11 protein-coding genes are annotated in these 12,553 nt (G+C 70.2%); 3 read left to right on the forward strand and 8 right to left on the reverse strand.

What is annotated here, in order from left to right; all coding sequences use genetic code 11:
• Positions 1-55: 55 nt before the first annotated feature.
• On the reverse strand, positions 56-1,279 hold the full coding sequence (locus tag AC07EJ_RS09230) for an acetate kinase (protein ID WP_478884053.1): 1,224 nt from the start codon (positions 1,277-1,279) through the stop codon (positions 56-58).
• Positions 1,280-1,359: 80 nt separating this feature from the next.
• Positions 1,360-3,435 (reverse strand): phosphate acetyltransferase, encoded by a 2,076-nt coding sequence (pta, locus tag AC07EJ_RS09235; RefSeq protein ID WP_393584852.1) that lies wholly within the window; start codon positions 3,433-3,435, stop codon positions 1,360-1,362.
• Positions 3,436-3,725: 290 nt separating this feature from the next.
• Between pta and AC07EJ_RS09240 the strand changes: the two genes are divergently transcribed.
• Positions 3,726-4,751, forward strand: coding sequence for an ATP-dependent 6-phosphofructokinase (locus tag AC07EJ_RS09240; RefSeq protein WP_389478260.1), 1,026 nt, complete (start codon positions 3,726-3,728; stop codon positions 4,749-4,751).
• 15 nt (positions 4,752-4,766) lie between these two features.
• On the opposite strand, the gene AC07EJ_RS09245 is transcribed toward AC07EJ_RS09240, so the two are convergent.
• Positions 4,767-5,456 carry a helix-turn-helix domain-containing protein gene (locus AC07EJ_RS09245; RefSeq protein WP_389478261.1) on the reverse strand — a complete coding sequence of 230 codons (690 nt, stop codon included), beginning with the start codon at positions 5,454-5,456 and terminating at the stop codon, positions 4,767-4,769.
• A 135-nt stretch (positions 5,457-5,591) separates the two neighbouring features.
• Here AC07EJ_RS09245 and AC07EJ_RS09250 point away from each other — a divergent pair, with 135 nt between their 5' ends.
• Positions 5,592-6,218: a GntR family transcriptional regulator gene (locus AC07EJ_RS09250; RefSeq protein ID WP_389478263.1), complete on the forward strand. Its 627-nt coding sequence runs from the start codon at positions 5,592-5,594 to the stop codon at positions 6,216-6,218.
• Between the two features lie 27 nt (positions 6,219-6,245).
• Here AC07EJ_RS09250 and AC07EJ_RS09255 read toward each other — a convergent pair whose 3' ends face one another.
• Together AC07EJ_RS09255 and AC07EJ_RS09260 are read right to left on the reverse strand one after the other, a co-directional pair.
• Positions 6,246-7,040: a carbon-nitrogen hydrolase family protein gene (locus AC07EJ_RS09255; protein WP_478884001.1), complete on the reverse strand. Its 795-nt coding sequence runs from the start codon at positions 7,038-7,040 to the stop codon at positions 6,246-6,248.
• A 43-nt stretch (positions 7,041-7,083) separates the two neighbouring features.
• A complete protein-coding gene (locus AC07EJ_RS09260) occupies positions 7,084-8,439 on the reverse strand; it encodes an MFS transporter (RefSeq protein WP_478884002.1) in 1,356 nt (451 codons plus the stop codon).
• Between the two features lie 135 nt (positions 8,440-8,574).
• Here AC07EJ_RS09260 and AC07EJ_RS09265 point away from each other — a divergent pair, with 135 nt between their 5' ends.
• Positions 8,575-9,261, forward strand: coding sequence for a DUF2848 domain-containing protein (locus AC07EJ_RS09265; RefSeq protein WP_478884003.1), 687 nt, complete (start codon positions 8,575-8,577; stop codon positions 9,259-9,261).
• A 51-nt stretch (positions 9,262-9,312) separates the two neighbouring features.
• Here the strand turns inward: AC07EJ_RS09265 and AC07EJ_RS09270 are convergent, their stop codons facing one another.
• From AC07EJ_RS09270 to AC07EJ_RS09280, 3 genes are read right to left on the reverse strand one after another with little or no spacing between them, the layout of a single operon-like run.
• Entirely contained in the window at positions 9,313-10,143 is an 831-nt protein-coding gene (locus AC07EJ_RS09270) for a carbohydrate ABC transporter permease (protein ID WP_389478269.1), read from the reverse strand.
• Complete coding sequence (locus tag AC07EJ_RS09275; protein WP_389478393.1) at positions 10,144-11,055, reverse strand: carbohydrate ABC transporter permease; 912 nt, start codon at positions 11,053-11,055, stop codon at positions 10,144-10,146.
• A gap of 41 nt (positions 11,056-11,096) precedes the next feature.
• Complete coding sequence (locus AC07EJ_RS09280; RefSeq protein ID WP_389478270.1) at positions 11,097-12,470, reverse strand: extracellular solute-binding protein; 1,374 nt, start codon at positions 12,468-12,470, stop codon at positions 11,097-11,099.
• Positions 12,471-12,553: the final 83 nt, after the last annotated feature.

Consider the following 12,553-nt stretch of genomic DNA (forward strand, 5'->3'; position numbering starts at 1 on the left):
TGTTTCGCTACGGAATATTCCGTCTGGCGGAATCTACAAATGGGCGGTGGTGCGCTCAGTCGTTGCGGTTCGCGGAGTCGTGCACGAGGGCGTAGGTCTGCTGCGCGATCTCCAGTTCCTCGTCGGTCGGGACGACGGCGACAGCCACCCGTGCGTACTCCGGCGAGATCAGCCGCGGTTCGTCGGAACGTACGGAATTGAGCTCGCCGTCGACCGCCAGGCCCAGCTCCTCCAGGCCCGCCACGGCAGCTTCGCGCACCGGCGCCGCGTTCTCGCCGACCCCCGCCGTGAACACCACGGCATCCACCCGGCCGAGCACCGCGTAGTAGGCGCCGATGTATTTCTTCAGACGGTGGATGTAGATGTCGAAGGCGAGCCGCGCCGCCTCGTCGCCCTCGTCGATGCGGCGGCGGATCTCCCGCATGTCGTTGTCGCCGCAGAGACCGAGGAGCCCGCTCCTCTGGTTGAGCAGTACGTCGATCTCGTCGGCGGACATGTTGCCCACCCGCATCAAATGGAAGATGACGGCCGGGTCCACATCGCCCGAACGTGTCCCCATCACCAGACCCTCCAGGGGCGTCAGGCCCATGGAGGTGTCCACGCACCGGCCACCGCGCACCGCCGACGCCGAGGCGCCGTTGCCCAGGTGCAGCACGATGACGTTGACCTCCTCGGGGGCCTTGCCGAGAAGCTCGGCCGCCCTGCGGGACACGTACGCGTGCGACGTGCCGTGAAAGCCGTAGCGGCGGATGCGGTGCTCGTCGGCGGTCTTCACGTCGATCGCGTAGCGCGCCGCCGACTCCGGCATCGTCGTGTGGAACGCCGTGTCGAAGACGGCGACCTGCGGCAGATCGGGGCGCAGCGCCGTCGCGGTGCGAATGCCCGTGAGGTTGGCCGGGTTGTGCAGCGGCGCGACGGGGATCAGCCGCTCGATCTCCGCGAGGACCGCGTCGTCGATGACGGTCGGCTCGGTGAAGAACATGCCGCCGTGCACCACCCGGTGGCCGATCGCGGCGAGTTCGGGGGAGTCCAGGCCCATCCCGTCGCGGGCCAGCTCCGCGGCGACCGCCTTCAGGGCCGCGTCGTGGTCGGCGATCGGGCCGTTCACCTCGCGCGCCGCGCCGCCGTCCCCGGTCAGCGGCGTGTGCTTGAGGCGGGACGTCTCCTCGCCGATGCGCTCGACCAGGCCCGCGGCGAGCCGGGCGCCGCTCTCCATGTCGAGCAGCTGGTACTTCAGCGACGAGGAACCGGAGTTGAGGACGAGAACTCGGCTGGCCAGGGGGGCCGAGCGAAGCTCGTCAGGCAGGGCGGTGGTGGGCGACGGGTGGGAGGTCACAGGTGCTTACCTCTTCGTAGGGGTCAGGAGGCCGGCGTCTGGGCCTGGATCGCCGTGATGGCGACCGTGTTGACGATGTCCTGCACGAGCGCGCCGCGCGACAGGTCGTTGACCGGCTTGCGCAGACCCTGCAGGACCGGACCGACGGCGATGGCGCCTGCCGAACGCTGCACGGCCTTGTACGTGTTGTTGCCGGTGTTCAGGTCGGGGAAGATCAGCACGCTGGCCTGGCCCGCGACCTGAGAGCCGGGCAGCTTGGTCGCCGCCACCGACGGCTCGACCGCCGCGTCGTACTGGATGGGGCCCTCGATCTTCAGGTCGGGCCGCCGCTCGCGCACCAGCTCCGTGGCCCGGCGCACCTTGTCGACGTCCGCGCCCGAACCCGACGTTCCCGTCGAGTACGACAGCATCGCGATCCGCGGGTCCACGCCGAACTGCTCGGCGGTGGCCGCCGCCTGGGCGGCGATGTCGGCCAGCTGCTGAGCGTCCGGGTCCGGGTTCACCGCGCAGTCGCCGTACACGAGGACCTTGTCGGCGAGGCACATGAAGAAGACGGACGACACGATGTCGGCGTCCGGCTTGGTCTTGATGATCTCGAACGCGGGCCGGATCGTCGCGGCCGTCGAGTGCACGGAACCGGACACCATGCCGTCCGCGAGACCGCCCTGCACCATCAGCGTCCCGAAGTAGTTCACGTCCGCCACGACGTCGTACGCGAGCTCGACCGTGACGCCCTTGTGGGCGCGCAGTTGCGCGTACTCGCCGGCGAACCGGTCCCGCAGCTCGGACGTGGCCGGGTCGATGATCTGCGAGTCCACCAGGTCGACGCCCAGGTCGGCGGCCTTCTTGCGGATCTGCTCCGCCGGGCCGAGCAGCGTCAGGTCGCACACCCCGCGGCGCAGCAGGACGTCCGCCGCGCGCAGGACGCGCTCCTCGGTGCCCTCGGGCAGCACGACGCGGCGCTTGTCGGCGCGGGCCCGCTCCAGGAGCTTGTGCTCGAACATCATCGGCGTGACGCGGTCGCTGCTGGGCGCCGAGACGCGTTCCAGAAGACCGGCCGTGTCGACCCACCGCTCGAAGAGGCCGAGCGCCGTCTCCGCCTTACGGGGCGTCGCCGCGTTCAACTTGCCCTCCATGGCGAACAGTTCACCCGCCGTGGGGAAGGAGCCGCCCTGCACCGCCACCACCGGCGTGCCGGGCGCGAGGCGGTCGGAGAGCGTCAGGATCTCCTCGCCGGGCCGCTCGTCGAGGGTCAGCAGGACGCCGGCTATCGGCGGGGTGCCGGCGCTGTGCGCGGCGAGGGAACCCACCACCAGGTCCGCGCGGTCCCCGGGCGTCACGACCAGACAGCCCGGCGTCAGCGCCTTGATGAACGCCGGCAGCATCGCGCCCCCGAACACGAAGTCCAGCGCGTCGCGCGCGAGCCCCGCCTCGTCGCCGAGCAGCACCTCGCCGCCGAGGGCCTGCGCGATCTGGGAGACGGTCGGCGCGGACAGGGCGGGCTCGTCCGGCAGTACGTAGGTGGGCACCGGGAGATGGGCCGCCAGGCTGTCGCGTATCTCCTCGCGGTCCTGCGCCGCCACCCGGTTCACGACCATCGCGAGCACGTCGCAGCCGAGGACCTCGTACGCGCGGTACGCGTTACGGGTCTCGGCGTGCACGGACTCCGGGGTCTGCTTGCGGCCGCCCACCACGGGGATGACGGACGCCCCGAACTCGTTCGCGAGGCGGGCGTTGACGGCCAGCTCGTCGGGGAGCTGCGTGTCGGCGAAGTCCGTGCCGAGGACGAGGACGACCTCGTAGTCGCGGGCGACTTCGTGAAAGCGGTCCACGAGGCGTGAGACCAGTTCGTCGGTGCCCTGCTCGGCCTGCACGGCCGACGCCTCGTGATAGTCGAGGCCGTAGACCGTCGCCGGGTCCTGGGAGAGGCGGTAGCGCGCCCGCAGCAGATCGAAGAGCCGGTCGGGACCGTCGTGGACGAGCGGGCGGAAGACGCCCACCCGGTCGACCTGCCGGGTCAGGAGCTCCATGACTCCCAGCTCCACGACCTGCCGGCCGTCACCCCGGTCGATCCCGGTCACGTACACGCTGCGCGTCACGCGTGCTCTCCCTTTCTTTCGTCGGACGGGCAGCAGAGAAGGGGGCCTCTGCCGCAGAGTTTCGGCCGCTGAACCGGCCTCTGATGAAAGTCGTAGCCGTGCCCTCTTGACAATACCTCCGGGGGTAGCTAGGTCGCCCGCCGGACAAAGGCCCTGGTCCGGGGGCCGAAAGGCCCCGGAGCGCGCGCCCCGCGGGCCTGTGCGCCCCGCCGGTGACCCGCATCGCCCCCACGGCCGTGAAAGAATCGCAACGGCTCACAAGTCTCAACAGCGAGCAGGAGACACGCACGATGCGTATCGGAGTTCTCACCGCCGGCGGCGACTGTCCTGGCCTGAACGCAGTGATCCGGTCGGTCGTGCACCGCGCCGTCACCCACCACGGCGACGAGGTGATCGGCTTCGAGGACGGGTACGCGGGACTGCTCGACGGCCGCTACAGGACCCTCGACCTGAACGCCGTGAGTGGCATCCTCGCCCGCGGCGGCACCATTCTCGGCTCCTCCCGGCTCGAGCGCGACCGCTTCCGCGCCGCCTGCGAGAACGCCAAGGAACTCGCCACCGAGATCGGCTTCGATGTCCTCATCCCCATCGGCGGCGAGGGCACGCTGACCGCTGCCCGGATGCTCGCCGACGCGGGCCTGCCCGTCGTCGGCGTCCCGAAGACCATCGACAACGACATCTCCGCCACGGACCGCACCTTCGGCTTCGACACCGCCGTCGGCGTCGCCACGGAGGCCATGGACCGGCTGAAGACCACCGCCGAGTCCCACCAGCGCGTCATGGTCGTCGAGGTGATGGGCCGGCACGCGGGCTGGATCGCCCTGGAGTCCGGCATGGCGGGCGGCGCGCACGGCATCTGCCTGCCCGAGCGGCCCTTCGACCCGGCCGACCTGGTCAAGATGGTCGAGGAGCGCTTCGCTCGCGGCAAGAAGTTCGCCGTCATCTGCGTGGCCGAGGGCGCGCACCCCGCCGAGGGCACGATGGACTACCAGACCGGTGCGATCGACCGGTTCGGCCACGAGCGCTTCCAGGGCATCGGCACCGCCCTCGCGTTCGAGCTGGAGCGCCGCCTCGGCAAGGAGGCGAAGCCGGTCATTCTCGGCCACGTCCAGCGCGGCGGCACCCCGACCGCGTACGACAGGGTCCTCGCCACGCGCTTCGGCTGGCACGCCGTCGAGGCGGCGCACCGGGGCGTCTCCGGCCGCATGACGGCGCTGCGCGGCACGGAGATCGAGATGGTCCCGCTCGCCGAGGCCGTCGCCGCCCTGAAGACGGTGCCGAAGGACCGTATGGACGAGGCGGAATCGGTGTTCTAGGGCGCACGGCTCGTCCTACGAGGTGGGCATCCTCGACCAGAACTCGTCGAGGATCCCGTCGAGGAACTCCCGCCCGGCCTCGCCCGATTCGCGCCCCGAGCCGCCGCCCCAGGTGAGCGTCGCGGCCATCAGCGCCTGGTACTCGAGCTGCATCTCCTGGAGCGCTTCCTCCAGTTGACTCTTATCCACCGGGACCAGCTTGACGATCGGGCGCGTGTACGCCTGCCAGCGCGTGGTCACCGCGCTGCGCAGAAGGTCCGCCAGCTGCTCGTCGCGGCCCGTGACCGTCGCGAAGTTCTGCGGCGCGAGGCCGAGCACCTCGGCGAGGACGGCCGACTGGCGCTCGTTGCCGCGCCACTCGCCGGTCTCCTCCATCCGCAGATACGAGTGGATCTCCACCCCCACCGTGCGCGCCACGTCCTCCGGCGCCATGCTGCGGGCCATCCGGTGTTCACGCAGCGTCCGTGCCGCGCCGATGAGCTCACCCGGCGAACACCACAGAGCACCCGCGAGCGCGGTCAGCTCCGCCGACGTCGGCGAGGTGAGCCCACGCTCCCAGGCGATGATCGTGTCGGGCGTGACGTGATGCTGGCCGTACGAGGCGCGCATGCCGTAAGCGACATGGCCGGGCGCCATGCCCAGGGCCTCTCGGAGGTGTCGGGCGGCCGGAGCGTTGAACGGCGGGGCGGAGTCGCTTGGGTGCACGGGCAAACGGTAGGGGCGGGGGAGGCCGGTGGCTACGGTCTGTTCGCACCGGGTTACGTGTCGTAGGAACCTACGGTGACGAGACTCCCGGTAACCAAATCCGTATACTCCTTGTATGCAACCCTGGGGGCAGTCGTGACGTCGGGACGGGACAAGGCATACGCGTTTCTCAAGGAGAACGTGCTCGCCGACCCGGACAGGCAAGGGGAGTTCCTCTCCGAGCAGGAGCTCGCCGACCGGATCGGCGTCTCCCGCACCCCGATCCGCGAGGCGCTCCTGCTGCTCGCCGCCGAGGACCTCGTGCGGCTGGTCCCCAAGCGCGGGGCGCAGGTCGTACCGCTGTCGGGGCGGGAGATCACCGAGCTGATGGAGCTGCGCGGCATCGTCGAGCGGTACTCGGCGGAGCGGATCATCGCCGAGGGCAAGGCCCCCGTGTCCGAGCTGACCGCGCTGCTCGTCCGCCAGCGCACGCTCAGCGGGGCCGAGCATGCCAAGGAGTTCATCGCGGTGGATCACCTCTTCCACGCGACGATCGTGGCGGCGGCGGGCAACGCCCTGCTCGACCGCCACTACGACGGGCTCCGCAGCCGGCAGATCCGGGCCGGGGTGGTGGCGCTGTTCAACCAGCACGGCCGGCAGGAGTCGGTGCTCCACGAGCACGAGGCGATCCTCGACGCGATCGCCTCCGGCGACCGGCAGGCCGCGTGCACCGCGATCGACAGCCACTTGGAGTCGACGCTCAAGGTGCTGCTCGCGGGATAGCGGGCCTGCCGGTGGTCCGTCTCGCCGTCACAGGCTCCGGCGGTTGGCCAGTACCGGGATGGAACGGCGCACCGAGGCGACCTCGTCGAGGTCCAGGTCCGCCACGAGCAGCCCCGGTCCTTCCTCGAGGCGCTGCCGTACGGTTCCGTCGGGGCCGACGACGGCGCTGTGGCCGATGCCGGTGGGGGCGTTCGACGCGGCGGGGACGCCCGAGGCCGCCGGGTCCGCCTGGTCCACGGCGGCGAGCCAGAGCGTGGCGTCGAGCGCACGGGCGCGGATCAGCAGCTCCCACTGCTCACGCTTGCCCGGTCCCGCGCCCCACGAGGCGGGCAGTACGGACACCACCGCGCCCGCGTCGGCGTGGGCCCTGAACAGTTCGGGGAAGCGGACGTCGTAGCAGGTCGCGAGGCCGATGCGGGTGCCGTCGACGTCGAAGGTGACGACCTCGGACCCGGGTGCCACGGTGTCGGACTCGGCGAAGCCGAAGGCGTCGTAGAGATGGATCTTGTCGTAGGCCGCCTCGACGCCGGGGCCGGTGGCGAGCAGGGTGTTGGCCACCTTGCCGTCCGGGGCGGGGGTGAACATGCCCGCGACCACGACGAGTTCGGCCTCCTTGGCGATCTGGCGCACGGCCGTGGCCCAGGGGCCGTCGAGCGGCTCGGCCAGCGGCGCCAGCGGGGTCCCGAAGCAGGCCATCGCGGCCTCCGGGAAGACGACGACGCGGGCGCCCGCGTCCGCCGCGAGACGGGTCTGTTCGCGCAGGAGGGCGAGGTTCCCCTCGGGGCGGGGGCCGGTGGTGATCTGGCTCAGCGCGATACGCATGAGACGTCCTCCTCGTGTGGGGTGCCGGAATTCGGGGGTGCGGTCAGGGCGCCGCGGACGCGGCGGGGGAGCGGACCGGCTCGCCGCCGAGCAGCTCCTCGTCACTGCGGTCGCCGTCGCGGCCGAGGCACAGTCCGGCGATCGTGACGATCGCGGTGCCCGCGACGTAGAGGGCCAGGGGGATCCACGAGTCGTACGCGTCGAGCAGCGCCGTGAACAGCAGGGGCGCGACGGCGCCGCCGATGACACCGGCCAGCGTGTACGCGAGCGAGGAGCCGGTGTAGCGCAGGCGCGGGGAGAACTGCTCGGCGATGAAGGCCGCCTGCGGCCCGTACATCGCGGAGTGGAAGACCAGGGCCACCACGACGCCGAGGGCGAGCAGCGGCCAGTTCCCGCCGCCGATCATCGGGAAGAAGAGGAACGGCCACACGCCGGCGGCCGCCGCCGAGACCCCGTACAGGACACGGCGGTTGACGCGGTCGGACAGGGCTCCGGCCAGCGGGATGAGGAAGACCTGGAGCGAGGAGCCGATGAGGACGGCGGCCAGGGCGGAGCCGCGGGACATGCCGAGCTCGCCGGTCGCGTAGGTCAGGACGAAGACGGTGAACAGCGCGTACAGGACGTCCGGGGCCACGCGGCTGAGGATCGCGGCCGCGAGCGCGCGCGGGTGCGTCGTGAAGACCTCGCGGATCGGGGCCTCGGGGCGCTGCTGCTCGGCCTCCATCGCCTTGAAGACGGGGGTTTCCTCGAGCTTCGCGCGGATCCACAGGCCGAAGAACACGAGCACCCCGGAGAGCAGGAACGCCACGCGCCAGCCCCAGGACGTGAACTGAGCCTCCGTCAGGAGTGCGCCGAGGGCCGCGAGTACGCCGTTGGCGAGGAGGTTGCCGACCGGCGGGCCGATCTGCGCGGCCGAGGCGTAGAAGCCGCGCCGGCGCGGATCGCCGAACTCGCTGGAGAGCAGCACCGCGCCGCCCCACTCGCCGCCGACGCCGACGCCCTGGGCGAAGCGGAGGATCACGAGGGTGATCGGCGCGGCCACGCCGATCGTGGCGTACGACGGAAGCAGGCCGATCGCGAGGGTCGCGGCCCCGATCAGGACGAGGGTCGCGATCAGGACCTTCTTGCGGCCGAGCTTGTCGCCGAGGCGGCCGAAGACGAAGCCGCCGAGCGGGCGCGACACGTAGCCGACGGCGTACGTGGAGAACGCCAGCAGGGTGCCGGTGGCGGGGTCCTCCGAGGGGAAGAAGACGTCGCCGAAGACCAGCGCCGCCGCGACGGAGTAGATGGCGAAGTCGTACCACCCCAGTGCGGTTCCGGTCAGGCTGGCGAAGAAGGCGCGGCGGACCGCGGACCCGCCGAGCGGGGTCTTTTCCGTGCTCGTGCTGGTGTGGTTCACGACGTCCGTCCCTGAGGTTCCTGGGTTGAGGCTAACTGTCGACCTTCCGGCATACTTCTTGTATACAGGTCGTATGCGCAAGCCTTCCGCGCAAAGTTAACCTCCCCGATATCGCGAACGATGTGGAGAAACCCCATGGCGCTGCTGACTTTCGAACTGCCCGACGGCACCACCCGCAAGGTCGACGTCGTGCAGGTGCTCAACGCCGGGTACGCCGGGCGCAGCCAGGACGACGTGGCCGCGCACGTGGCGGAACTCGCCGAGCTGGGGGTGCCCGCGCCCTCCGTGACCCCCGCGCTCTACCCCGTCTCCCCCTACCTCGCCCAGCACACCGAGCAGGTCCGCGTCCAGCACGGGCGCACCTCCGGCGAGGCCGAGTGGGCGCTGGTCGTCGACCAGGACGGCGACCTGCTCCTGACGGCCGCCTGCGACCACACCGACCGCGAGCTGGAGGTGCACGGCGTGGCATGGAGCAAGAACGCGAGCCCCGACGTCCTCGCCCGACGCGCCTGGCGCCTCGCCGACGTGCAGGAGCGCCTGGACGACCTGACCCTGCGCGCCTGGGTGACCCACGACGGGCAGGAGACCCTCATCCAGGACGGCACCCTGGCCGAGCTGCTCACGCCGGCCTACTGGGCCGACGTCCTGCGGGAGAGGGGTGACCTGGTGCCCGGCACGGTCCTGATCTCCGGCACCATCCCGATGGCCGAGGGCGTCGACCAGTTCGCCTCCCGCTGGCGCGTGGCGCTGACCGACCCGGCCGCGGGCGACACGATCGACCTGGCGTACGACGTGGTCAGGATGCCGGTGCCGATCGGCTGAGCGGGCGGCCGGTCCGCCGGTCGGTCAAGCCGTGCGCGAGGGTGCGGCCGGTCAGCCCTTGACCGCACCCCCCAGTGCGAATCCTCCGCCGAATTTCCGGGCCACCAGGATGTACAGCAGGATCACCGGCGTCGAGTAGATGATCGAGAAGGCTGCGAGCTGGCCGTAGACGACGGTTCCCCGGTTGCCGAAGAAGTCGTTGATGCTCACCGAGGCCGGCATCTGTTCGGGGGTGAGCAGGAGCATGAAGGGGACGAAGAAGTTTCCCCACATCATGACGAAGGAGAAGACGGTGACCACCGCCACTCCCGGGCCCATCAGGGGGAGCACGATGCGGATCAGGGACTGGAACGAGGACGCTCCGTCCGTCCAGGCCGCTTCCTCCAGCTCCTTGGGGACTCCGTCCATGAAGTTCTTCATCAGCCAGATGGCGAACGGGAGTTGGGACGCCGCGAAGAAGAAGATCGTGCCCTGCATCGTGTCGATCAGGTTGACCTGCACGAAGAGCGCGTACACCGGGACCATGATCGCCGTGATGGGCAGGCAGGTCGCGAACAGGACCGTCGCCAGGAACGGGTTGTTGAAACGGGAGCGGTAGCGGGACAGCGGGTACGCCGCGAGAGCCGCGCTCGCCACCGTCAGGAGGGTCGCGCCGCCGCACAGGAGCAGGCTGTTGAGCAGCGGCGTGAAGGTGATGTCGGGGGTCAGGACCGCGTCGAAGTTGTCCAGGGTGACGCCGTCGGGGATCTTCACCTGGAGATTCGCGTGCGTGTCGAGCGCGGAGAGGATCACCCACGCCAGCGGCAGGACGAACGCCGCGGCGACGATCAGGAGTCCGGCGTCGGCCGCGAGGCGGTGGCGGACGGTGCGGGGTGAGGACACTCAGGCCTCCGAGCGCAGCAGGCGCATATAGACCAGCGAGAACAGCGAGCCGACGACCAGGAGGAGCAGGGCCACCGCCGTGCCGTAGCCGATCATGCTCTTCTGGAAGGCCTGCTCGTACATGAACAGGGGCAGGGTCTGGCTGCGGTTTCCGGGGCCGCCCCGGGTCATCACCCAGATCAGGCCGAAGACGGACAGGGTCTGCAGGGTGTTCAGCATGAGGTTCGTGGCGATGGAGCGGCGGATCATCGGGAGCGTGATGTGCCACATGCGGCGCCAGCCGCCGGCGCCGTCCATCTCCGCGGCCTCGGTGATCTCCTTGGGTATCTCGCCCAGCGCCGCCGAGTAGACCAGCATGGAGAACGCCGTCCCGCGCCAGACGTTCGCGAACGACACCGCGAGGATGGGCAGCGTGAACAGCCAGTTCTGGGTGGGCAGATGGAGCCAGTCCAGGATCGCGTTCAGTGTGCCCTCGCGGCGGAAGAACGCGTAGAGGAGGAAACCGGCGACGACCTCCGGCAGCACCCACGCGCAGACCACGACCGCGCCCGTGACCGTGCGGACCGTCTTCGACGCGCGCTGCATCAGCGCGGCCAGGGCGAGGCCCAGCGTGTTCTGGCCGATGAGGGAGGACAGGACCGTGAAGACGAGGGTGAGCCAGACCGCGTTCAGGAACGCGTCGTCCTTGAACGCGGCCGTGAAGTTCTTGAAGCCCACGAAGGAGGAGTGGGCCTGGCCCGTCAACTGCAGGTCCGTGAAGGCGATGTAGGCGCAGTACGCGATCGGCCCGGCGAGGAAGAGCAGCAGCAGGACCAGGGAAGGGGCCAGGGGCAGGGCGCGTGTCAGGGGGCGGCGTGCACCGCCCCGCCCCGGCCTCACCTGAAGATCACCGCGTGAAGGGGGCTGGGGCAGGGGCTGTGTCACGGGGCGGCGGACACCGCTCGGCCCCACCTTCACTTGGTTGTCACCTTGCCGTCCGTCGCCGTCTTGAGCTGCTCGTCATAGGTGCTCGCGGCCTTGTCGACCGAGCTGTCGCCCGTCGTGACCGACTCCATCGCCTCCTGGATCGCCGTGGAGACCTTCGGGTACGCCGGGTACGCGGGCCGGTAGTGGGTCGACGCCACCAGGTCCGTGAAGAACTTGATGCCGGGCTGCGCCTTCATGTACGCCGGGTCGGCCGCGACGTCCTTGCGCACCGCGATGCCGGAGTTGGCGATGTACCACTTCTGGGCGTTGGCCTTGGTCTGCATCGTCTTGACGAACTCGAAGGCCAGGTCGGGGTTGGACGCCTTCGACGGGATCGCCCACGTCCAGCCGCCCGACATGCTGACCTTGCCCGGCGCCTGGCCGTTCTGCGTCGGCATGGCCGCGAGGCCCAGCTTCTGCGACCACTCGGGCCACTCGTGGCCGCTGCCCTTCAGCCAGTCCTGCGGCAGCCAGGACCCGTCGAGGTTGATCGCCAGCTTGCTCTTGGGGAGCAGCTCGCCGCGGACCCGGGTGCCGATGTTCGGGTCGAGGGCGTCCGAGACGTCCGGGCCGAGCTTCTCGCCGTAGACCGTCTTCACGAAATTCAGCGCGTCCTTGAACGGCTTGCCCGCGGTGATCCACTTGTTGGACGACCTGTCGTACAGCGGGTCCGCGGCACCCGACCCCGCTCCGGTCCCGTACAGGAGCATCTCGAAGCCCTGCATCGCGGACTGCTCGCCGCCGGGCTTGCCCGTGTAGACGTTGAGCGGGGTGACGGAGGGGACCTTCTTCTTGATCGTGCGGGCCGTGTCGAGGACCTCGTCCCAGGTCTTCGGCTGCCAGGGCGTCTTGATGCCGGCCTTCGCGAAGATGCCCTTGTCGTACCAGAGTCCGCGGGTGTCCGTGCCGTCCGGGACGCCGTACGTCTTGCCGTCCTCGGCCTTGGCCGCGTTCTTCGCCGTGTCGATGAACTGGTTCCAGTCGGGCCACTTGGCGAGATAGGAGTCCAGGGGCTTGAGATAACCGCTGGTGATGTCCGAGTTGATGAGGAACGTGTCCTCGTAGACCAGGTCGGGTGCCGTCTTCGGGGAGCGCAGCATCTGCTGGAGCTTGGTGTAGTACTCGGAGTCCGGCGCCTTGATCGGCACCAGTTCCACCTTCTTGCCGGGGTGCTCCTTCTCGAACTGCTTCTTCATCGACGCCAGGTACTTGTCCATGACACGTATCTGATTGTCGGTCGACTGCTTGTAGGAGATGCGGACGGTGTCCGGGTCGTCCCCGGAGCCGCTGCTGCAGGCCGTCAGGCCGGTCGCGGCGACGAGCAGAGTGGCGCTGAGGAGCACGGGAGCAGTGGGGCGCACGGGCACGACCTCCTACGGGCCGCCGCCGGCCGGCTTGCCGAGCGGGGCTGCCCGGTGAACGTACGGGCGGGGTCGGACCAAGG

The sequence above is a fragment of the Streptomyces sp. NPDC045026 genome, assembly GCF_056432625.1.